Genomic DNA, 21,637 nt, shown 5'->3' with positions numbered 1-21,637 from the left:
GAGCCATAAAAACATCTATGAGGATTTATTAGCCAATTGCCCACAGGCGGCATCAATGTCCTTACCACGACTGCGTCGTATGTTTACCACGATACGATTTTTCTCTAGCTCGTGCTCGTACATATCAATAGCAGATTTACTGGCCTGTTCAAACCTGGCGTCATCAATACTATTGTACTCGATAATATTTACTTTACAGGGTATCACTTTGCAGAATTTGACCAATGCCTGTACATCTTCCATCTGGTCATTGATTCCTTTCCAAACCACATATTCATAAGTGACTCGAGTACCAGTTTTATCGTACCAATATTTAAGTGCTTCCTTAATATCATCCAGTGGAAATTGCTCATTAAATGGCATGATCTTGACTCGTTTCTCGTCAATCGCGCTATGAAGCGATAAAGCTAGGTTGAATTTGGGTCGGTCATCTGCTAGCTTTTTGATCATTTTAGGGACGCCACTAGTGGAAAGCGTAATGCGTTTTGGCGACATTCCCAATCCGTCATCTCCTGTAATCTTATCGATGGATTTGATGACATTTTTATAATTCATGAGTGGCTCGCCCATTCCCATGAAAACGATATTAGATAACGGTCGATTATAATAAGATCTACTTTGCTGGTCAATAGCCACCACTTGATCATAGATCTCATCTGGGTTGAGGTTGCGCATGCGTTTCAATCGTGCGGTAGCACAAAACTCACAGTTCAAACTACAGCCTACTTGGGAAGAAACACAGGCAGTCGTCCTAGTTGGAGTTGGGATCATTACAGATTCCACCGTAAGACCATCGTGAAGCTTTACGGCATTTTTTATAGTGCCATCGCTACTACGTTGCATGTCGTCCACCCTAATATGATTGATGACAAAATGCTGATCCAGAAACTCTCGGGTTGATTTTGAGATATTGGTCATATCGTCAAAATCGTGTGCGCCTTTCTTCCATAACCATTCATAGATCTGGTTGCCTCTGAAGGCTTTTTCACCACGATCTACAAAATAATTACGCAGTTGGTCAAGGTCCAATGACCTGATATCCTTCTTATTTGTTTGAGTTTGTTCCATAAAAAATACGCTGCAAAATTAAGGAATCTCGCAGCGCATCTCAGGTTTTGAATAAGCTTATTGCTTGATTAACTTTTTAGTGATGGTCTGACCATCGTTTGTATTTAGCTTTATGAAATACAAACCTTTTGCTGCGTTAGAAATATCTACTGTGTTATTAGAGATACTAGTAGCAGATTCATTGATCAATTGTCCGTTCAGGTTAAATACTTTATACGACACTGGCTGATCGCTGTCGATGGTAAACAGTCCAGTTGATGGATTAGGATAGATGTTGATGGCCATTTCAGGGGCATCAGTATCTTCAGCATTTAATGTAGCATAATAAGCTCCGTTCATGGATATTGCACTTGTATCACTTGGATCTAACCAATCTCTGAGCCTTTGAGCTGAATTGAAACCACTATTCCAACCAACATCGAGTCTACCGTAGATATCGAAACCACCGTTATCCGTAGTGCCAGCACAAAATGCAGAACCTGCTGAAAGGACTCCAATAACTTGATCATTTTGATTTATCAATGAACTTCCAGAAGACCCTTGTTCTGTAACGCCATATTCCCAATTATCGACGTACCAAACTTGATCATTTGCAGCATTAAAATTAAAAGTCCTCTTCGTAGCAGCTTCATCATTTCTTGCGAATTTCATAATATCAGTTGATGGATGATGAAGACCGAATTGAAATGTAGGTATAGCTGTGGAACTTCTATTCCATCCTGCATAAAATAAATTCCATTCAGCCGGTGGTAATTGATTGATTTGAAATAAGGCAAAATCACTGTCGTCATTGTTAGCTTTCAGCTGACCACCAGTCAGTACGTTAATCGGTTGTTCTGGCCCATTTGTATCTCTAGTAGTTGCACAATCTGGTGTGTTGGTAAACCATTGAAATCCAAAAGCAACAGTGCTTATGGCATCAAAACCAGCGCCTATGCCATCAGGACGTTTATCACCATTTGCTGCAAAACCTATGCAGTGGTTAGCAGTCAAAAAATATGGAACAGCGTTTTCAGAAGTATTATTCATTAAAGTTCCAGAACACCCACCTGTTCCTGAAGGGGTAGAAATAATTATCCTCGCAACTGAGTTTATAAAATCATCCCTCGTAGAGTTCCAGCTCTTACTAGTATTATTATTAAAATCAGGATCGCACAGCACATCTACATTACAATCTTCAGATTCGTTGAGCTTTGCAGCTAGTTTTCGTTTTTTAAACAAATCGACATATCCATGTGTTACTTTTTCAATATTTAATCTTCCTAAGCCTTTTACTGATTGAGGCTCATAATATTCTAACCAAAAATTGTCGCCTTGAATTACCCATGTTCCTAATTTTCCATTTTCTTGGTTTTCATTTGACGTGTACGGTCCAATTTTGTCTGACTTTGAATTGTTATAAATAAACAATTCTCCTCCCTTAGGTAGACTATATAAATCAAATATAGCCCTCATAAAAAAAGCTCCGTTGGACTTCACGTTTAACTTCCATATCCGATCACCATTAGGTAAATTGGTCCACGCACCGCTATTGAACAAATTAAGATCTACTGGAACATCAGCTCCTATGCGTAACGCTTTATTTATTCCATCTGCATTTGACGATTTATCTTCAATTTGAAGAGCCTTGACATCAACTTTAGGTAAAACAAAAGGTTCTGGTTCTAAAATAGATTTTTGTATCATCGACCAGCTCCTTGGCTCAACTTCATTTGTAACCTGAGCAAATGATGCTATAGAAATAAAGCAGCAAATAAAAAATATAATGGTTTTCATATAAAAACTTTAGGGGAATTTAAAGATACAATTTTGAACCAAAAAAGCCCTCAATCATTATAGATAAAGGGCTTTTAAGCTGGTTAGCGGTAAAATTAATCGATGATTAACATTGCATCACCGTAAGTACTAAATCTATATTTTTCTTTCATAGCAACATCGTAGGCTTTTTTCAAGAAATCATATCCTGCAAAAGCCGCTGCTTGCATCATAAGCGTGGATTTAGGATGATGAAAATTGGTGATCATCGCATTAGCAATAGAAAATTCATAATCTGGAAATATGAATTTATTGGTCCACCCGTCAAAAGTATTCAAATGGCCATCACTGCTCACAGCACTCTCTAAAGAACGCATAGTAGTTGTACCTACGGCACAGATATTCCTTTTTTCATCAATGGCTTTATTGACCATGTTACAAGTCTCTTGTGAGATAAAAGCTTGTTCACTGTCCATTTTATGTTTTGAAAGATCTTCTACTTCTACTGGTGAAAACGTCCCTAAACCAATGTGCATGGTAACACTGGTCATATCAATACCTTTAATTTCCAATCGCTTGAGCAAGTGCTTTGAGAAGTGCAATCCAGCAACTGGTGCTGCAACGGCTCCTTCATTAGCAGCATAAATAGTTTGATAACGCTCTTCATCTTCTGGTTCTACATCACGACCCAATTCTTTAGGTAATGGCGTCTCTCCCAACTCACGTAATTTTTTGCGGAATTCCTCATAAGTACCATCATACAAAAAACGCAGAGTTCGACCTCTTGAAGTGGTATTGTCAATTACCTCAGCAACTAGACTTTCATCCTCGCCAAAATATAATTTGTTACCAATCCTAATCTTACGAGCTGGATCAACAAGTACATCCCACAACTTTGTCGTCGGGTTCAATTCTCTCAAAAGGAATACCTCGATACGTGCGCCTGTTTTTTCCTTATTACCATATAATCGGGCTGGAAAAACCTTAGTATCATTCATCACAAACACGTCCTTTTCATCAAAATAATCGATGACATCCTTGAACATTTTGTGCTCAATCTCGCCAGTACTTTTGTGTAGTACCATTAAACGCGACTCGTCTCTATTTTCAACAGGATGTTGCGCTATAAGCTCTTCTGGCAGCTTATAACCAAATTGTGATAACTTCATAAATTGATTTAATTATAATTTGCAAATATACGATTCTGCAATAGGCGTTGTCAAGTAAATAGAGACTTAAATTTCTGTAATATCGACGTTTACACTCTTAAGATCATCCCAATAATCGCCATAACTTTTAGAAACGACACCTGCATCATTGATTATCAGATCTGTTTTGAGACACAAAGGCGCAAAAGCCAGTGCCATGCGGTGATCATTGTAGGTGTCTATTCGCACCAGATTGTTGAAATGACCATCTTCTGGAAAATGAATTTCTAGTGTATCATCTGTTGTTGTTATTTCGCTTTCGCGAAAGCGTGTTCCCTCAACCTCCATCGCAGCAATACGATCTGTTTCCTTGATTCTCAAAGTGTGCAAACCTGTCATTTTCAAGTCAATTCCTAAACCTAAACATGTAGCAAAGATGGTCTGTGCTTGATCTGGTTGTTCTGTAAGATCAAACTCCAAGTGTTGTGGCTGGTTAAAATCCTTGATTTTGGTGAGCGTAATCTCGTTGGACCCAAACTGTGTTCTCACGCCCATTTTTTTATAAATAGCAGACAACTGAGCATCGCCTTGCAGGCTAACTTCCTTATAGGCGCTCAATTGAACTGAATAACCTTCAGGCTGCAATGCAACCCAACCGTACCAGTATCCAGCACTACTCCAATCAGATTCTACTGTAACCTCCATATCCTCAATTTTATTCTGAGGTTTAATTTCAATGTGTTGATCTTCAAAATTTACATTAAGACCTATTTCCTGTAGCATTGTGGTTGTCATTTCCAAGTATGGCCTAGAGGTCAATTCACCTGAAAGTCTCAAATGCAAACCGTTCTCCATTTGAGCTCCTATAAGTAGCAGCGCACTTAAATACTGACTGGAAACTCCTGCGTCCATGGTTACCTCGCCTCCTTTGAGAGACTTTCCATGAATCAACAATGGCGGGTACCCTTCGTTTTCAACGTAATCTATCTGCGCGCCCAGATATCTCAAGGCATCCACAAGAATACCTATAGGACGTTCTTTCATACGTTTACTACCGGTAAGAACAGTTTTCCTACCGGTTTGATTTGCAAGAAAAGCAGTTAGAAATCGCATGGCCGTTCCTGCATGACCTATATCGAGAGTTTCTTCAGTACTTTCTAATGCATGAGTCAAATGGACGGTATCATCGCTATTGGAAAGGTTTCTGATCTGGAGATTGGGATACTGCTGTTGGAGAATTAAGAGCCTGTTGCTCTCACTTTTTGACCCAGTAATTTTAATCTTTTTTGATTCTATGGAATGAGATTGAGATGCTCTAAGTTTGAGATTCATAATGTTTACTTGAGCTTTTCATTGTTATGGTGACGGTCGTGATCACGATCGGTTTTGATTTGTAACTTTTTCGCGAAAGCTCTTTCCAGATCAGTTCCTGTTTGATTTGCTAGGCATAAAACCACAAACATCACATCTGCAAGCTCCTCACCCAGATCCTTATTCTTATCGCTTTCCTTCTCACTTTGCTCACCATATCGCCTAGCGATAATGCGGGCAACCTCTCCAACTTCTTCAGTAAGCTGCGCCATATTAGTGAGTTCGTTAAAATAGCGAACGCCATGGTTTTTAATCCAGGCGTCCACTTGTTCTTGCGATTGTTTGAGGCTCATTTATACTTTTTTAAGGACGATTTTTTCTGCATCTTTTGCTACGATAGCCGTAAAAAAGTCTTTCCATTGTGTATAATCCATGGGCAAGACTTCTAGGTCGTTCATTTCAAAATCTGCTATAACGGTAATCTTATTTCCTGTTTGAGAGGTAACAAATCTATAACTTCCTTTTCCGTCATTGTAATTATACTGTACACTTTCTGGAAGGGAAACAACCTCATAGTTTTCGGGTATTTCTAAGTTCACAATCGTTTTAGTCTGAATAGGATATCCAATAACTACTGGAAGTTTTCTATCTGCTAACTTATATGGATTCTCATCATTAATCTCGTTGAGTAATGGGGTGATGTACACCTTGTCGCCAATTTCTTCAGAAGCGCTTGATAGTTTTACATCATAAGAAAACCCAACAGGTTTCTTATAAGTTTTGACATTTTTCAATTCTAGATTTGTAATCTCTAGTCCGGGCGAATCGTCTTGTAAATATTTGATTACTTCATCATCATCTCTAGTTGAGTAGTTACTTCTATAAAAATATGCCATATGACTAGTAAGACGTTTGTTCGTTTTTCCTGAGACAGTCATATCATCGTTAAGCTTTACGTTTGAAATGACCATTTCTTTAGAATGTTCTTTAGGAGATAAGTTTACCCAAAAAGAGGTGCCATCAGATTTCACAGCTCTTCCTTGCCAGTTCATTGCTCTTAGTGGCAACGATCCTGCAGGTAAAACAGTTTCAGTCGCATCTAGAAATATATTCTTGTCACCAACTTTAGCCAACGTTGCAACGTAATTGAATCCATCTCTAGTAGGAAAAAGAGGGATGCCATTGTCTTTTGTACTTATAAGAATAGGATAGGACTCAATATTTTCAGATTGTAGTATAGAGGTGAGTAATAGATTAACATCGGCTACATTTCCTGATCCTTCTTTGAAAGCGCCTTTTATTCCATCCTTAGATGTAAAACCATAGTATCCGTTCCATTTGACGTTATCCTTTACAAAATTGTAAATTTTAGAAATTTTATCTTCAGTGGTGGTTGCACCTTCTAATGCTGCATTTACTTCATCTTTATAAAATGGTCGTAAGTTTAATTGATCACCAAACATCTTATGGTCGTAAATGGTTTTAGCCACTGACTCCCAATCAATGCTCAAATATTTCACGGGCTCTGATGGGTACTTAATAGAGGCCATTTCAAAAATTATTTTTGATCTGTACAGAGAAAGGTCACCAGACATAGGCTCTTCTTTCAATGCAGGAACATCTGTAGTTTCGACTTTGAGAACTTGATTACTCAACTCATATTGCTGGGATGAAAATGTTGTTTGTGTAGGATTTATACCTGAGCCTGTTCTTTCCTTTGACGATGTTTTAATTTTATCTGCCTCTACTGATCGCTGTAGATCTGGAACAAATGATGCTCTAGGATTGAACAAAACGTTATATGCATAGTACTCTAGCATCTCAACCCTAATATCCAATTTATTAATCGGAATATCATATTGCAAAATCACGTCATCAATAGCCATAAACGGTGAATCGATATCATATTCAAACTCTATTACCGACCCAACTCTTACATCAGGCATCGTGAAGCTGGAGCGTTTCCAATACTCGTTGATATCTTCCTCAAATTCTCCTGAACTGCGCAACTTTACTCGATCTACTTTATCACCATCTTGGAAATAAGTATATCCTTTCAGAGACTTTAATCGCTCACGTTTTGAACTATTCTCATTGTACAAGCGCACCTGTTTAGTAGCATAATCCAGACCTTCTTCTGTATTAATTTTAATACGCTCATGAATAGATCTTCTTTGTCTAAATCCTTGACCTTGGTAGTATGTAAAAGATATATGCTCTTTGCGGAAAAGTACTTCAGCTGCTGGTTGTTCGTCGTCTTTATTTGTTTTGCTCTCAAAATCTATATTATCAACCTTTCCAAAACGATAATCTTGAGCGGTTACAGCCACTGTACATAAAAAAATTACTATTGGTAAATATTGTTTCATATTAATTGATTTTTAAAACTCTTTTAGAACTATCGTGTTTAACCACTTCAGACCTAAACTTTCTATATTCTTCGTATTCTTTTTTATCAAACATTCCTGCTAAGATTTCAAGACGTCTTTCAACAACAATATTTCCATTGTCACTTTGCGATAATTTAAGATCATACTCTCCGTAATTTGATTTTATATTCACCGGATTAGGTAAAGCATCAACTGATACTCCTTCATCAAGCTGAATCTCGTAAATATCTTGATCAATGTAGCCACGGTCGATTTCAAAATCCAACCTTCTATCAGAGTATACAGGAGGTTCAGATGTATTTCTATTCAAAATTACAGGTTGGAATAAAAGTAAATTTCCCGTTTTAGAACCATAGCTAGCGATTTCAAGTTGAACATCTTCGATAAAACGAGGTATTGACTTGTCACTAGAATTTATGGCATCTATTATAAAGAGTCCATTTAAATGATCCCACTGTTCTAAATAGTTATTTTTTAAATCTCCGCTGTTTTGGGATTCCAAGCGATTGCGCCAGGCATACTGCACACCTTCTGATTCGATGTTGACCTTACCAGTTAAACGTCCATTTTCATTTATCTGAAATTGCCCTAAGGTTTTTTGCAAGTTTTTATTTGAGTCATAACTGGTAGTGTGCACCAATTTTCCTCCTTCTGGAGTAATTACTAGCGCATCTCTATCATCTGTAAAGTCAGACATAAACCCAAACGGAGCAGTTTTACTGGTACATTCCAGCCAGTAATCTTTATTTTCTTCTAATTCTGGCAAATAAAGAATCACATGATTCCCTTCTGTCATTGAAAATTCACGATCCATACTTCGTTTTTCAGATCCGCCATATATAGCCGCATAGTTGGACTTGACTCCAACTTCATTCATTAAAGCCATGGTATAATTTGTCAAGCCTTTACAATCTCCATAAGCCATTTTATGAACATCTACTGCCTCGATAGGTTTCCAGCCACCTATTCCTACTTGAACGCTAATATATCTAGAACGATCCTGAACGTATTCATAAACAATTTTGGCCTTCTCAATATCGGTAGTAGCATTGCTAGTGAGGCTTTTAATTTCTTGTTTTACCTCGTCTGGTAGTTCTTGGGTTCCCACTAACAAATCATCGTGCATCCATTTTCCGAAATCTTGCCAACTGTTATTTACACCTTCCACACCTTCCATGACAAAATTTTTCATTGCAAATTTTACCACTGGAGCAAAAGATTTAAATCCTGGTCTGTAGGCTTCATTCTTGATTGCAACTAAATCTTTTGCTACATAGTGTAAATCACCCAATTTTTCAATGGAAAACGAATCAAAATTCTGTTCTTTAAATTTCACCTCTGTGTCAGAGTTATTTATAATTTGAATGGAGCTGGATTCCGTACTACAGTAAAAATTTTCCAATGGTAACCACTGTGGTAGAAATGCAGTAGATTCCATTTCAACCTCAGAGGTGTAGTGTACTGTAATAGGGAACGTTCTAGCAGTATATTCGAGATACTTAACACGGTTGTCTGCGTACAAGGTTCCAGAATCTACCGCACTCACATCTCTAAAATCGCGCTCTTTAATAGTAGTGATCTCATTGCCTAAGGCATCATAAATCACTGCTCTCATATCTTTTATGTCCCAGCTATCACTGTAATTTTGATGAGCATTGATATAATTCATCCCAGTTTTGTTAAAAACAGTGACGATTCTATCTTCAGTAACCGTAACATCATCGATGTCGTTAACTTCTACCACCACATCGTTTTGGCGAATGACGGCATTAGCATTAGTGGTTAACTTTTGCGGGATTGTTATTGAGATTAATTTAGAATCTAGCTGCGCTTGTGTAGAGATTGTGAACAGCAACAATAGAAGCAATGGATATTGGGTGATCTTATTCATAAATTCTACAAAATAAGGATTTTATGAAAGTATTTTCATACGTTGACAAAACTTAACGCTTTGTTAAAGTGTCAGCATCCGTTTATCGAGTTATCAATCCTCTTTACTATCAATAATTATGGTCACCGGTCCATCATTGACCAGTCTCACCTGCATGTCTGCTCCAAAAGTTCCCGTGGGAATTTGTTTGTTACGCTTTCGCGAAAGCGTACTCACAAAAGCCTCATACAATGGAATGGCAACTTCTGGTTTTGCGGCATTGATGTAACTAGGTCGATTTCCTTTCTTGGTTTGAGCATAAAGTGTGAACTGTGACACTACTAAAATATCGCCATCAATATCTCCTATGCTTAGATTCATCTTACCAGCTTTGTCAGTAAAGATGCGCAGGCCACATATTTTGCGTACTAGGTATTCAATATCCTCGCTAGAGTCTGTTGCTGTGATACCAATGAGTACCAAAAGCCCACGATTAATAGATCCTAGACTCTGTCCACCACTATGAACGCTTGCATTTGAAACTCTTTGTACAACTACTCTCATTGTATGGCATGTTTATCTTGACGGTAATTGTCTTCATCGCCATTGACGATTTGAACGTAACTCTCGTATCTGCTTAAATGGATCTCATCATTCTCAACCGATGCTTTGACTGCGCACTTAGGCTCCTCTAAATGTAAGCAGTTGTGAAATTTACAATCCTGCTGGCGAGAGGCAATTTCTGGAAAGTAACCGCCTATTTCTTCCTTTTCCATATCAACAACTCCAAAACCTTTGATACCAGGCGTATCTATCAACCTCGCACCAAATTCCAGATCAAACATTTCTGCAAATGTCGTTGTGTGCTGTCCTTGACTATGCTGATCTGATATTTTTTTGGTTTTCAAATCTAATCCTGGAGCGACTGCGTTTGCAAGCGTACTTTTTCCAGCACCACTATGACCCGCAAACATACTGGTCTTGTCCTGCATTTTCTCCTTGACCTTATCGATGTTTTTGCCAGTCTCTGCACTTATGGCAATGCATTCATATCCTATGGATTTGTAGAGATGCATTAAATACCGCACCTCATCCAACTCTGTCATTGTGAGCAATTCCTCTCCGGTTTCTGGATCAACAGCTACCTGGTCCTGATCGTCGTTATAGGTGTCGATCTTATTAAAAACCAAAACTGCCGGAATGTGATAAGCCTCTGCCGTCAATAAAAATCGGTCGATGAAGGATGTAAACGTCGGCGGATTATTGAGTGTGACCAATAGAAAAACTTGGTCCACATTTGCCGCAATGATATGAGTCTGTTTAGATAGATTAACTGATTTGCGAACAATGTAATTATCGCGATCGTGTATCACATTAATGATTCCTATCTCTTCATCGCCTTTCTTCTCAATTTCAAAATCCACGTTGTCGCCTACGGCAATTGGGTTGGTACTCTTTATGCCTTGCAACCTAAATTTCCCCTTGATTCTACAAGAATAAAAACTGCCGTCAGCACCTTTCACCTCATACCAACTTCCCGTCGATCTGTAGACGATTCCAGTCATTTAGTTTTTGAAAGAATTTTCCATATTCAAAATTAAGGTATTTGAAAAGAGAATAACAGCTCTTTCCAAATACCTGATGATCACTATTTAGAAATGTTCACAATCTTCTCCTGGTGATTGATGGACTCCTGGTGAACCGCTTTGAAAACTCTCAAAATAAATTCTTCGCTCAAACCATGTTCTTGTCCTTCAAGAATCATCTTTCCTAGAATTTCATTCCAACGCTTGGATTGAAGTACCGCTACATTACGCGACTTTTTCAATTCTCCAATGGCATCAGCCGTTTTCATTCTTTTTCCTAAAGTTTCAATAATCGAGTTATCGATCACATCGATCTGTGCTCTCAAGACTCCTAACTTATTCTGGTATCCAGCCTCATCGTCATGCTCCTTTCTAATTTTCAAGTCTTTGAAAATCTGCATAAGAGTCGTTGGCGTCACTTGTTGTGCCGCATCGCTCCATGCGTTATCTGGATCATAATGAGTCTCTATCATCAAACCATCATAGTTCAAATCAAGTGCAGTCTGGGAAACCTCAAGGATCATATCTCTCTTTCCTGTAATGTGCGATGGATCACAAATCAATGGTAGGTCTGGGAAACGTGTCTGGAAATCAACCGCAATCTGCCATTCTGGATTATTACGATATTTTGACTTTTCATAGGTAGAGAATCCTCTATGTATGACTCCTAAGTTCTTAATATCAGCGGTATATAGTCGCTCTACTGCTCCTATCCACAACGCTAGATCTGGATTGACAGGATTCTTAACTAAAACCACCTTATCTGTTCCCTTAAGCGCATCTGCGATTTCCTGAACGATAAAAGGACTCACTGTAGAACGCGCACCTATCCATAATAAATCGATATCGTGTTCCAGTGCTAAATCTACGTGAGCTTTGTTTGCGACTTCTGTAGCAGTAAGCAGTCCAGTCTCTTTTTTGGCTCTTTGCAACCATTTCAAGCCTATAGCGCCAACTCCTTCAAAATTTCCTGGACGTGTTCGTGGTTTCCATATTCCTGCTCTCAAATATGTTGTATCGCTGTCTTTCAGCTCGTGTGCAATTTTTAAAACTTGGTCTTCAGTCTCTGCACTACACGGTCCTGCGATCACGATAGGGTGATCTAGTTTATGTGCGTCCAGCCAGTTTCTGTACTCTTTCTTATTTTTCATTTTGTATTCCTTTTAGTATGGTTTTAATTCTATTTGTTTGTTCCATATCTTCAAATATGGCTTTGTGATTGTCTGTGTTTACGCTTTCGCGAAAGCGTACTAAATTTTCAATATATCCGTCCAGAGAGTCCAGGACATGTTTCTTATTCTGGGCAAAAATAGGCGTCCACATTGCCGGTGAACTCTTTGCAAGTCGCACCGTGCTTTCAAATCCACTGCCGGCCAGGTCAAATATATCTTGCTCTACTTGCTCCTCCTGTATGACGGTCTTCCCTAACATGAAGCTGGAAATATGTGATAAGTGGGAAACAAATGCGATGTGTCTATCATGCGTAAGTGGCGTCATGTATCGTATCCTCATGCCGAGAACATCAAAGATTTCCTTTGCCATTTCCTGCAATTTAAATGCTGTCTTTTCCACTTCGCATACAATCATGGTTTTCTTATCAAACAACCCATGAATCGCAGCATCAGGACCAGAAAATTCAGTTCCTGCAATAGGGTGTGCAGCTAGAAATTGGCGTCTATTTTTATGGCCTTCTACAGCGTTACAAATAGCTTCTTTAGTAGATCCAACATCTATCACCAGCGCATGTTCTGGAATCAAATCCAAAACCTGTGGCACTACGCTCAAAGCGGCATCAACCGGAATGCTTATCAATACTAAATCTGCTAGTTTGAGATCTTCCATCGTCGCTACCTCATCAACCATTCCGTTTTCCGCCGCTCGCTGTGCATGCGCCTCATTTTGATCAATACCGTAAAAAGTGGCATCCTTGAAATGCTCTCGCAAATCCAAAAGCATGGATCCACCTATGAGACCAGTTCCTATAAGAAACACATTTTTCATGCGTTCTGCTTTTTTGAAACCCTTTCGAGCATCGTTGCTATTTCTTCTTCTTTGACACACAATGAAAACCTCACGTAACCTTCACCATTCTTACCAAAAATGCTTCCTGGTGTGATGAATATATGTTGCTTGTGAAGCACGCCGTCTACAAATGCCTTGTCATCTTCAATTCCTGCTGGCAATTTGCACCAGACGAACAATCCGCCAGTTTGTAATTCGGGTTCTAGGTCAAGAGCATGTGCTACCTGTATCGTCAATTCTCGTCTTTTGATGTATGTTTTATCTTGATTCTCTAGCCAACTTGCATCCGTTTTTAAAGCAGCAATCGCTCCTTTTTGAACACCGTAAAACATGCCGCTATCCATGTTGGTCTTTACTTTCAAAACTTCTTTCAGTACATCTGCATTTCCAGTCAACATACCAACACGCCAGCCAGCCATATTAAAGGTTTTACTAATAGAATTCAATTCCAAAGCGCAATCCAGCGAACCTTCCACTTGATGGATACTGACCTTATTTTCATATCCTACGCAGCTATATGGGTTATCGTTAACAACCAAAATATTATGCTTACGGGCAAAGGCGACTAAATTTTCAAAAACTTCTAGATTTCCTGCAGCGCCGGTAGGCATATTGGGATAGTTGGTCCACATAAGTTTCACCTTGGACAATTCCATTTGCTCCAAAGCTTCAAAGTCTGGCATCCAATTATTATTAGACGTCAGGTCATAAGTGACTGCTTGGGCTTCACACAATTTAGTCGCACTAGCATAAGTAGGATAACCTGGATCTGGAATCAAAACCTGATCACCAGGATTCAAGTATGCTAGTGAAATATGAAGAATTCCTTCCTTACTACCCATCAACGGAATGACCTCTGACTCTGAATCGATCGACACATTATACTGGGATTTGTAAAAATCTGCCATTGCTTCTCGCAATTCTGGCAAACCTAAATAGCTTTGGTAACCGTGCGCTTTATGGTCTCCCATAGCATTGACCAGCGCAGGGATCACATGATCTGGCGGCAATAGGTCTGGACTGCCTATTCCCGCATTAATAATAGGTTTTCCTTCGTTCATCAAACTACGCACTTCGCGTAATTTGGTGGCAAAATAATATTCTTGAACGCTATCAAGTCGTCTTGCTGTTGCTATCATAACGTAGCGCTTTTATAAATTCCTAAAATGGTGAGTTCCTTAATGTAAGGCTGGATTTGTTGTTGTGCAGTGGTGAATTGGCTCAGATTGTCAAATTCCAAATCTGCTACAAACGAGAACAAAAAAGGTTTCTCAACAATGGGAATGGATTGAATTTTAGTAAGATTGATGCGCTGTGCGCCAAAAATCGTTAGAATACGTGCAAGCGATCCAGCCTCGTGACTACTTGCAAAATTGATAGTGGCCTTATTGGGCTCATGATTATCCACCTGATTTTTTTCTACTACCACAAATCGGGTGGCATTATTTTTAATTTCTTGAATGTCAGTGGCGATGATATCTAGATCGTATATGGTTGCCGCAATACTTGATGCAATAGCTGCAATTCCTTTTTTCCCATCGCGCTGTATGCGGTAAGCTGCTGCTGCTGTATCATCAGTTTCTACCAGTTTAATTTCTGGATAATCTCTAAAGAATGGCTTGCACTGCAATAATGCCATGGGATGTGATTGTACCTCAACGATATCTTCCAGTTTTTGACCTTTCAATGCCATCAATTGGTGGTCGATATCCAGATAGCACTCTGCAGTGATGCTCAAATCATTCTCACTGATCAACGTATAGTTGGGCAAAATGCTACCTGCAATAGAATTACCTATGGCCATAACGCCTTTATCAACCTCGCCTTGAGCCACGGCACGACCTAGTTGGTCAAAAGTGCTGCACTCTAACAACTCCACATCTCCGTACAACAAATCTGCCACCTGATGGTGGTATGATCCCTTCACACCTTGTATTGCAACCTTCATTTATTCCTATAAAAAAAGTCCTGAATGATTCAGGACTTTATTGTGAGTGATATATTTTAAATTACTTCAATAGAGTCCGTTCTTCCATAAAATAGAAGTAGTAACGAGACCAGAAGTAAGTAGTTGAATTCATAACAAGTGGCTAATGTAGAATACTTTATTTAAAACTCATAGTAAAAACAAAACATTTAAATAAAAAAGATTGCGATAACGTTGTTGTAGTTTATAATGTTTTCGCTTTCGCGAAAGCGAATTCATCACAATTCCTATCTTTACCTTATGTCTATTGAAGTTTCCAAAATCACAAAAACATACGGCAGCCAAAAGGCGCTAGATGACGTTTCCTTCTCCATAAAGTCTGGAGAAATCGTTGGGTTTTTAGGTCCTAATGGCGCTGGAAAGTCAACGATGATGCGCATCCTGACGACTTATTTGAATGCAGATGATGGAACAGCAACAGTAAACGGCCACGATGTTGCGACCGATTCTAGAGCGGTGCAAAGTTCCATAGGTTACCTGCCAGAGAACAATCCGTTGTATCCTGATATGTATGTGAAGGAATATTTGGGTTTTAGTGCGAGTATTTACAAGCTGGAAAATGCCAAGCAGCGCATTAACGAAGTGATCGCAGAAACCGGTCTGGAATCCCACCAAATCAAAAAAATTCAAGAGCTTTCCAAAGGTTACAAACAACGTGTAGGGCTGGCTAATGCATTATTGCACCAGCCTAAAGTTCTCATTCTGGATGAACCCACGACAGGACTAGATCCTAATCAATTAGTGGAAATTCGCAGCTTGATACGTAAAGTCGCCCAAAACACAACCATCCTACTTTCTACACACATCATGCAGGAAGTTGAGGCCATGTGCGATCGCGTGATCATCATCAATAAAGGAAAAATTGTCGCAGATGATTATCTGAAAAATCTCAAAAGCGACGAGATCCAAGTCATTGATGTAGAATTTGACTATCGTGTGGAACCAGAATTGTTACAGCGAATTCCTCTAGTACGTGAAGTAAAAGAACTGCACGGGTTCAATTATAGATTGCGTTTTGAAACAAAAACCGACCAGCGCAGCGGCGTTTTTGATTTTGCCCATGATAATGAGTTGAAGATTTTGTCGCTCAACAAAAGGAACAAGAATCTTGAGGCGATGTTTCAGGAGTTGACTGGTGAGTGATTATTCCTTTTTGTAAGTTTGAATTTATGAAAAATCTTTACATTTTATCAATCCTCTCTCTGGCGGGAGTCATTTCATGTGACGATCGAAACGATTTTGAGCCGCCAGTTGAAATTACCAACAGCGCAAATGTAACAGTTGATGGCATTGAAAGATCTTTCATAAATAATGAAATCACTGGCAACACTAATTGTAACATGATTTATGTTACTGTAAGTAACTTCCATGAAGACGAATATGCTGGTTATGAATTAGATTTTGATATATCGAAACAAGGTGATTTAATAAGGGTTGAATACCTTGAAAGAACGGGTGAGAGCGGTAGGATTCCATTCTATTTGACTCACGCCTTTGATCCTATTTCTACAATGAATATTTCTGATTTCATGTATGATGAATCGAGTAATGATTTATCCTTTAATTTCTCGGGAACGATATTCAATGAAACTGATAATTCCATACAAAGAGAGATCAATGGCACAATAGACGTTGAGAATCATAAAGAGTTTGAATGCTCCATAGGTTTACTTACCAGAATGGCGTACGAGTCAAACGAATTTACTTTTAAGGACACTTATATACGTAAAAGTACCTACCCTAATGGTTCACAAAGGCACATATTTTATTCTAACAACGGATATCGTTTAGAATTCAATTTGAATCAGCAGTTAGGCAATTTAGAATTGGGAACGTACCCAATAGTAGAAAACAATTTGCCTGCTTTTATAAACTTATTTAAATATACAGGGCTTTTAATTGCAACTCAATCGCCTACTATAGTAAATTCAGATTGGAATGAATATCAAACCAGTGGCACTTTTACAACAACTGATAAAATTGAGATCGATGGCGGATTGAAGGTAAAAGGTTATTTTGATCTGGATGTCATCGAAAATAACGAGGTAATCTTTAAGATAGATAGAATGGAGTTTATAACTTTTGGAAACTAAATATTATAGAGTTAGAACAAAACCTCTTCAGGTGCAAAAACGGGAATGGTGGAGTGTTTGAAATCTTTCTTGTTTCTGGTGATGATGCCGTTGACGCCTTTTATGGATGCAGCGCATTCAAACTGGACGGCGTCTTCATAATCGCTAATTGGTTGAGAAACCGCTCTACGCAACATGGAAGAATCTGCGGGAACAATGGTTAGGAGATCTAAAAGTTTACCAATAACCTCTGTAGCAGGTATATTGTCCATTGATTTGGACAAAATGTAGTGTGTTGTCGTAATACTAATCGCAGACGAAAATAAATTCCACTTTTTCTCTCTTGCTGTTTCAAATAATTGAGCCGCAACCTTTCCATATGGCTCTCTCATTGTCACAAGATCGATTAATATATTAGTGTCAAGAAAGTACTGCATGCTACTGCTTTGAATAACGCTCTTCTCTAATTATATCCCGATCTTTCACGTAATCAATATCCAAGGGAGCAACACCTGCTATACCTTCTAAGAATTCTGGCAATTTCCAACCTGTTCGTTTATCTTTCTTATCTGCATTTCCAACATCATAGAGCGTGTTAGGTTCACTGATATTCGTGCCATTGAATATCCTTCGAAGTGTATTTTCTATTAATTCTGATAAACTACGATCCGTTCCTTGAGCATATTGTTTTGCTTTATTGATTACATCTTCATCGATACTTAATGTCAATTTCTTTTTCATAATTAACTCCTTTGTCATGCCGCTCGAAAGTAGCATCGGTCTCTAAGTAATGTAGTACTATTGTAAAAACATACGTATACTTAATATAAATATACGTATAAATATAATTTTTCTTGATATAAAAGGATTCCACATCTTTGCAACATGTTCAAAAAAGAAAGACACTTTTACATCATAAAACTCCAGTATCTGGGCTTCCGATTCCATGGCTGGCAGAAACAACCTGATCTTCCTACAGTAGAGCGCATGGTGCAGCGCACGCTGCGATTCGTTTTTGATCATTCTAATTTCAAAATACTTGCTGCCGGAAGAACTGACGCTCGAGTTTCAGTAAATGAAACGGCGATTGAATTGTTTCTGGACGATGAACCTATTGCTGACCTTGATGTTTTTCTAAAAGAATTCAACCTCAACTTGCCTAGCGATATCAGGGCATTGCACATTGAGCCTACCACAGCTGATTTCAATATCATTAATTCTCCTAAGGTTAAGGAATACATTTATCTATTCTCTCATGGCGAGAAGTTCCATCCGTTTTGTGCGCCGTTGATGGTTTATATGAAGTCAGAACTGGATATAGAACTCATGAAAAAGGCGGCACAATTATTTGTGGGCGAGAAGGATTTCTGGTCCTATACCTACAAACCTTCGGCGGAAACCAATACAAACAGCATGGTTGACAGCTGTTATATCGAAGAAAATAATCTCTTTACAGCAAACTTTTTTCCTGAGGAGAGTTTTTGCTTTCGCGTAAGCGGGAAAGGTTTTAAACGCCACCAAGTAAGGATCATGATGGGTGCCCTTTTTGACCTTGGAATGGGCAAAATGACCTTTGAAGAATTTGAAAAAACCTTAGATGGTTCAAATCTTATCCATTTATCGCACATCGCTCCCAGTAGTGGACTGATGCTTTTTAGAACAGAATTAACAACGTGAGACGACAATCGGCTTATTATTGTATGAACAAATATTTCAACATAACAACATGAAAAACATACTTTTAGCAGCGGCAGCGATGGCGATCACTTTTACGGCAACTTCACAAGAATTTGTTTCTATGGATAAAAGCCCGATGGACGCCGCTTATTATCCAGCGCAATCTACAAAGCGCGCTTTCGCGAAAACGGATGAACAAAAAGCTGCATTGCAACCACAAATTAGAGTGCTTTACGGCAGACCATCCTTAAACGATCGTAATCTATTTACCTCTACAGATGTAAAGGATTCTGGAATTACCAAATATGGCGAAAAGTGGAGATTAGGAGCTAATGAAAGCACAGAAATTACATTGATGAGTAATGCTATGATTGGTGACCAAGTATTACCAGCAGGTCGCTATTCTATCGTTGTTGTTCCTACAGAGAATGAATGGACATTCCACATTAATGCTGAAAACGATGGTTGGGGAAATTTTTCTCACAAGTCTGAAATGGATGTAGTGACAACTACTATTCCCGTAACTACAGAAGATGAAAGTCTTGAAAATTTAAGCATTGCTTTGTATTCACCTAACAACGACAATGTCGTACACATGAAAATGGGTTGGGGAACTTACAGAGCTGAGTTACCTATAACGCTTCTCTAGTTATTTAGAAAGATCAATCGACCTTGCCAGGTGACGTCAACGTCGACAGTAACTGGTTCTATATCTAATATCACATCGCCGTAGCCATTAATGGTTCCGGCGATGTTTTGTTTTACATCCATGCGCCACTCGCTGGTGCCACGATGAAAAATTTGAGCGTTTTGAATTTCAAGATCTTCAGCATAAATACGTCCATCGCCTTCAAGGAAAGTGATATCTGCATTCTGTACCGAACCACTTAAATAGAAGTAGCTCAAATTATTAGAAACGATTCTGAGATTCTGGGTATTGAGTTGCATACGCATATCACCATCAGTGTTATAGAAATCTTCTTCCACGGTAGCATCTTCTGACAATAGAGTGAGATTAGGGTAGTTAAGAACACCGTCGCTCTTAAGATCTTCTCCGGTGCTAGTTCTAATTTCGGTTAGGTTGGGTGATGTGATTTCGATTTGCGTTATTCCATAATCTCTTATGACGTTACAGCCGTTATTATTCACAATTTGAAGTTGGCCATCAACTACTTTGACATCAATATCATTGAATAGATTTTCTCCGGTAGTAACAACAACTCTTTGAACGGGTCCTTGTTTAAAGGTGGCGCCCATACGTTCAAAGATTACGACTTTATCAAATGCATCTACTTCTACTTCAAAACTCTGGATATCACCTGCTGTTTGTGTGCAGTTCAAACCATCTTCACTGTCGCAACTGGTTGCTGTGCTTATTATTAGAATCATTGTAAGTGAAAACATCGCTACGCTTCTAACTGTTCTCGACTGTCGCTCGAACTGACGCATAAGAAAATTCAAAATATTTCTAAACAACATAGAATCAAACTGAACTGTTCTCGACTGCGCTCGAACTGACATATTTACAACTCCTAACTCTGAACTCTTATCTCCTTTCATAATTCAGTTTTAGCATTAAAAACTTCTTTGAATCGATAGCCTATTCCTAGACTCACGCCTTCAGCTTTTGCGCCGTGTGCTTTTACAGTGACGCTAGCAAAAATGTTGTCTGTCAATCTTCTTTGTAATCCTAGTCTGTTGTAAAACTTAGATTCAAACTCGATAGGCTGATACACGTAATAACCAAATTGCGACAACACACTCGTTTTTCCTAAGTGCAATTCATGTCCTATAAAAAGTCCTACTCGTTTATGATCTTCATCACCGTTGATTCCGTTTTCTGGAAAACTGTTGGCCTGATAATCGCGGAATTCTCTCAGAAATTCGGCAACAAATAATTCGGCTCCAGCATGCAGGCTGCTTTTGATATTGATGCGCTTATCTGCATACACTGAGAAATCATAAAACGGATGCTGGCCGCTGCCACGGTAATCACTCTCGTTAAAACCTAAACGTGCCATAGCATTGATCCCGATCGGCTCTGTGTAACCTCGCTTTTCCCAGATTTTATACTCTGGTATTTCATCACGATTTAAAGTGTAGTTAAGTCCTGCATTGAAAAACCATGTGTTGGTAGAATTATTAGGAGCGCGCACATTAGCATTGGAGTAATGGATGATGCTTGCACCTGCATGAAATCCTAGGCCTTTATAAATATTTTCTTTGCGGTAATTAGCGACTAGATAAGTGGAGCTGGTAATCGTGGTGCCATAGGCATTATTCTGCGGATTAGTCTCCACGTCAAAAGGCTTAGTCATGTAAGCTAGACCTTGGCCTACTCTAAACTGTAGATTACGATTGAAAAAATGAAAATTATAATGCGCGTAAGCGCTATAAGCCTCGCCAAGATTGTAATTTTTCATATCCTGATAAGCAGCACTAAAACCCCAATCTGGAAAACCATAGCGCGATTCCCATTCTTCTTCGCCAAAAGTCTTGCGGTTATAACTAAGCAAAATACCTTTAGGATGATTAGTTATGAGGTGAGAAATATCTGGGTTATGTTGCAAAATAGTCCCGTGCATCAAGGATACATCGATAGTTGCAACTTTTGGAAATTGTTCTTTTGTTTGTGCGGTACTTGCTTTTACACTTCGACTCTGCTCAGTGTAAACCTGAGCGGCGCAAGGCGCCATCAAAGCGAGAAAAACCAAAAGAATTATAAAACGATTCGTCATTAGGGCGAAACTA

The 21,637-nt window shown here is 38.8% G+C and carries 21 protein-coding genes; 4 read left to right on the top strand and 17 right to left on the bottom strand.

What is annotated here, in order from left to right; translation table 11 throughout:
• Window positions 1-15: 15 nt before the first annotated feature.
• From rlmN to BLO34_RS13940, 13 genes are all read right to left on the bottom strand, one after another.
• Complete coding sequence (gene rlmN / locus BLO34_RS14000) at window positions 16-1,068, bottom strand: 23S rRNA (adenine(2503)-C(2))-methyltransferase RlmN (protein ID WP_090756193.1); 1,053 nt, start codon at window positions 1,066-1,068, stop codon at window positions 16-18.
• Window positions 1,069-1,125: 57 nt separating this feature from the next.
• A complete protein-coding gene (locus BLO34_RS13995) occupies window positions 1,126-2,844 on the bottom strand; it encodes a T9SS type A sorting domain-containing protein (protein ID WP_090756192.1) in 1,719 nt (572 codons plus the stop codon).
• 95 nt (window positions 2,845-2,939) lie between these two features.
• A complete protein-coding gene (gene queA, locus BLO34_RS13990; protein ID WP_090756190.1) occupies window positions 2,940-3,992 on the bottom strand; it encodes a tRNA preQ1(34) S-adenosylmethionine ribosyltransferase-isomerase QueA in 1,053 nt (350 codons plus the stop codon).
• Window positions 3,993-4,058: 66 nt separating this feature from the next.
• Window positions 4,059-5,303: a 3-phosphoshikimate 1-carboxyvinyltransferase gene (locus tag BLO34_RS13985; protein WP_090756189.1), complete on the bottom strand. Its 1,245-nt coding sequence runs from the start codon at window positions 5,301-5,303 to the stop codon at window positions 4,059-4,061.
• A gap of 5 nt (window positions 5,304-5,308) precedes the next feature.
• On the bottom strand, window positions 5,309-5,635 hold the full coding sequence (locus BLO34_RS13980) for a nucleotide pyrophosphohydrolase (protein ID WP_090756187.1): 327 nt from the start codon (window positions 5,633-5,635) through the stop codon (window positions 5,309-5,311).
• Window positions 5,636-7,651, bottom strand: coding sequence for a DUF3857 domain-containing protein (locus BLO34_RS13975; protein ID WP_090756185.1), 2,016 nt, complete (start codon window positions 7,649-7,651; stop codon window positions 5,636-5,638). It lies immediately after the preceding gene.
• Between the two features lies 1 nt (window position 7,652).
• Entirely contained in the window at window positions 7,653-9,563 is a 1,911-nt protein-coding gene (locus BLO34_RS13970; protein WP_090756184.1) for a DUF3857 domain-containing protein, read from the bottom strand.
• Window positions 9,564-9,656: 93 nt separating this feature from the next.
• Window positions 9,657-10,106 carry a D-aminoacyl-tRNA deacylase gene (gene dtd, locus BLO34_RS13965; RefSeq protein ID WP_090756182.1) on the bottom strand — a complete coding sequence of 150 codons (450 nt, stop codon included), beginning with the start codon at window positions 10,104-10,106 and terminating at the stop codon, window positions 9,657-9,659.
• A complete protein-coding gene (rsgA, locus tag BLO34_RS13960) occupies window positions 10,103-11,107 on the bottom strand; it encodes a ribosome small subunit-dependent GTPase A (RefSeq protein WP_090756180.1) in 1,005 nt (334 codons plus the stop codon). The genes dtd and rsgA overlap by 4 nt, the downstream gene beginning before the upstream one ends.
• A gap of 83 nt (window positions 11,108-11,190) precedes the next feature.
• Window positions 11,191-12,279, bottom strand: a complete 1,089-nt coding sequence (locus tag BLO34_RS13955; RefSeq protein ID WP_090756179.1) for a bifunctional 3-deoxy-7-phosphoheptulonate synthase/chorismate mutase type II — start codon at window positions 12,277-12,279, stop codon at window positions 11,191-11,193.
• Window positions 12,269-13,129 carry a prephenate dehydrogenase gene (locus BLO34_RS13950; protein ID WP_090756177.1) on the bottom strand — a complete coding sequence of 287 codons (861 nt, stop codon included), beginning with the start codon at window positions 13,127-13,129 and terminating at the stop codon, window positions 12,269-12,271. Before BLO34_RS13950 ends, BLO34_RS13955 begins: the two co-directional genes overlap by 11 nt.
• A complete protein-coding gene (locus BLO34_RS13945; RefSeq protein ID WP_090756175.1) occupies window positions 13,126-14,289 on the bottom strand; it encodes an aminotransferase class I/II-fold pyridoxal phosphate-dependent enzyme in 1,164 nt (387 codons plus the stop codon). The genes BLO34_RS13950 and BLO34_RS13945 overlap by 4 nt, the downstream gene beginning before the upstream one ends.
• Window positions 14,286-15,098: a prephenate dehydratase gene (locus tag BLO34_RS13940; protein WP_090756174.1), complete on the bottom strand. Its 813-nt coding sequence runs from the start codon at window positions 15,096-15,098 to the stop codon at window positions 14,286-14,288. Before BLO34_RS13940 ends, BLO34_RS13945 begins: the two co-directional genes overlap by 4 nt.
• Window positions 15,099-15,377: 279 nt before the next feature.
• Here BLO34_RS13940 and gldA point away from each other — a divergent pair, with 279 nt between their 5' ends.
• Together gldA and BLO34_RS13930 are read left to right on the top strand one after the other, a co-directional pair.
• Window positions 15,378-16,280 carry a gliding motility-associated ABC transporter ATP-binding subunit GldA gene (gene gldA / locus BLO34_RS13935; RefSeq protein ID WP_090756172.1) on the top strand — a complete coding sequence of 301 codons (903 nt, stop codon included), beginning with the start codon at window positions 15,378-15,380 and terminating at the stop codon, window positions 16,278-16,280.
• 26 nt (window positions 16,281-16,306) lie between these two features.
• On the top strand, window positions 16,307-17,230 hold the full coding sequence (locus tag BLO34_RS13930; protein ID WP_090756171.1) for a hypothetical protein: 924 nt from the start codon (window positions 16,307-16,309) through the stop codon (window positions 17,228-17,230).
• An 11-nt stretch (window positions 17,231-17,241) separates the two neighbouring features.
• Here BLO34_RS13930 and BLO34_RS13925 read toward each other — a convergent pair whose 3' ends face one another.
• A complete protein-coding gene (locus tag BLO34_RS13925; protein WP_090756169.1) occupies window positions 17,242-17,646 on the bottom strand; it encodes a type II toxin-antitoxin system VapC family toxin in 405 nt (134 codons plus the stop codon).
• A gap of 1 nt (window position 17,647) precedes the next feature.
• Entirely contained in the window at window positions 17,648-17,968 is a 321-nt protein-coding gene (locus BLO34_RS13920) for a DUF6364 family protein (protein ID WP_157686849.1), read from the bottom strand.
• A gap of 126 nt (window positions 17,969-18,094) precedes the next feature.
• Here BLO34_RS13920 and BLO34_RS13915 point away from each other — a divergent pair, with 126 nt between their 5' ends.
• Window positions 18,095-18,886 (top strand): tRNA pseudouridine synthase A, encoded by a 792-nt coding sequence (locus BLO34_RS13915; protein ID WP_090756166.1) that lies wholly within the window; start codon window positions 18,095-18,097, stop codon window positions 18,884-18,886.
• Window positions 18,887-18,935: 49 nt separating this feature from the next.
• Window positions 18,936-19,535 carry a DUF2911 domain-containing protein gene (locus BLO34_RS13910; protein ID WP_090756164.1) on the top strand — a complete coding sequence of 200 codons (600 nt, stop codon included), beginning with the start codon at window positions 18,936-18,938 and terminating at the stop codon, window positions 19,533-19,535.
• On the opposite strand, the gene BLO34_RS13905 is transcribed toward BLO34_RS13910, so the two are convergent.
• Together BLO34_RS13905 and BLO34_RS13900 are read right to left on the bottom strand one after the other, a co-directional pair.
• Window positions 19,532-20,446: a head GIN domain-containing protein gene (locus BLO34_RS13905; RefSeq protein WP_231959518.1), complete on the bottom strand. Its 915-nt coding sequence runs from the start codon at window positions 20,444-20,446 to the stop codon at window positions 19,532-19,534. The genes BLO34_RS13910 and BLO34_RS13905 overlap by 4 nt on opposite strands.
• Window positions 20,443-21,624, bottom strand: coding sequence for an acyloxyacyl hydrolase (locus BLO34_RS13900; RefSeq protein WP_231959517.1), 1,182 nt, complete (start codon window positions 21,622-21,624; stop codon window positions 20,443-20,445). Before BLO34_RS13900 ends, BLO34_RS13905 begins: the two co-directional genes overlap by 4 nt.
• Window positions 21,625-21,637: the final 13 nt, after the last annotated feature.

It is taken from the genome of Nonlabens sp. Hel1_33_55, from assembly GCF_900101765.1.
Lineage (GTDB): Bacteria > Bacteroidota > Bacteroidia > Flavobacteriales > Flavobacteriaceae > Nonlabens.
The sequence above is the reverse complement of the archived record's forward strand: the minus strand, read 5'-3'. Positions and strand labels throughout refer to the sequence as shown.

Coding starts and splice junctions, on each gene's coding strand:
- rlmN (WP_090756193.1), bottom strand. CDS start 1,068: ATGGAACAAACTCAAACAAATAAGAAGGATATCAGGTCATTGGACCTT.
- BLO34_RS13995 (WP_090756192.1), bottom strand. CDS start 2,844: ATGAAAACCATTATATTTTTTATTTGCTGCTTTATTTCTATAGCATCA.
- queA (WP_090756190.1), bottom strand. CDS start 3,992: ATGAAGTTATCACAATTTGGTTATAAGCTGCCAGAAGAGCTTATAGCG.
- BLO34_RS13985 (WP_090756189.1), bottom strand. CDS start 5,303: ATGAATCTCAAACTTAGAGCATCTCAATCTCATTCCATAGAATCAAAA.
- BLO34_RS13980 (WP_090756187.1), bottom strand. CDS start 5,635: ATGAGCCTCAAACAATCGCAAGAACAAGTGGACGCCTGGATTAAAAAC.
- BLO34_RS13975 (WP_090756185.1), bottom strand. CDS start 7,651: ATGAAACAATATTTACCAATAGTAATTTTTTTATGTACAGTGGCTGTA.
- BLO34_RS13970 (WP_090756184.1), bottom strand. CDS start 9,563: ATGAATAAGATCACCCAATATCCATTGCTTCTATTGTTGCTGTTCACA.
- dtd (WP_090756182.1), bottom strand. CDS start 10,106: ATGAGAGTAGTTGTACAAAGAGTTTCAAATGCAAGCGTTCATAGTGGT.
- rsgA (WP_090756180.1), bottom strand. CDS start 11,107: ATGACTGGAATCGTCTACAGATCGACGGGAAGTTGGTATGAGGTGAAA.
- BLO34_RS13955 (WP_090756179.1), bottom strand. CDS start 12,279: ATGAAAAATAAGAAAGAGTACAGAAACTGGCTGGACGCACATAAACTA.
- BLO34_RS13950 (WP_090756177.1), bottom strand. CDS start 13,129: ATGAAAAATGTGTTTCTTATAGGAACTGGTCTCATAGGTGGATCCATG.
- BLO34_RS13945 (WP_090756175.1), bottom strand. CDS start 14,289: ATGATAGCAACAGCAAGACGACTTGATAGCGTTCAAGAATATTATTTT.
- BLO34_RS13940 (WP_090756174.1), bottom strand. CDS start 15,098: ATGAAGGTTGCAATACAAGGTGTGAAGGGATCATACCACCATCAGGTG.
- gldA (WP_090756172.1), top strand. CDS start 15,378: ATGTCTATTGAAGTTTCCAAAATCACAAAAACATACGGCAGCCAAAAG.
- BLO34_RS13930 (WP_090756171.1), top strand. CDS start 16,307: ATGAAAAATCTTTACATTTTATCAATCCTCTCTCTGGCGGGAGTCATT.
- BLO34_RS13925 (WP_090756169.1), bottom strand. CDS start 17,646: ATGCAGTACTTTCTTGACACTAATATATTAATCGATCTTGTGACAATG.
- BLO34_RS13920 (WP_157686849.1), bottom strand. CDS start 17,968: ATGACAAAGGAGTTAATTATGAAAAAGAAATTGACATTAAGTATCGAT.
- BLO34_RS13915 (WP_090756166.1), top strand. CDS start 18,095: ATGTTCAAAAAAGAAAGACACTTTTACATCATAAAACTCCAGTATCTG.
- BLO34_RS13910 (WP_090756164.1), top strand. CDS start 18,936: ATGAAAAACATACTTTTAGCAGCGGCAGCGATGGCGATCACTTTTACG.
- BLO34_RS13905 (WP_231959518.1), bottom strand. CDS start 20,446: ATGAAAGGAGATAAGAGTTCAGAGTTAGGAGTTGTAAATATGTCAGTT.
- BLO34_RS13900 (WP_231959517.1), bottom strand. CDS start 21,624: ATGACGAATCGTTTTATAATTCTTTTGGTTTTTCTCGCTTTGATGGCG.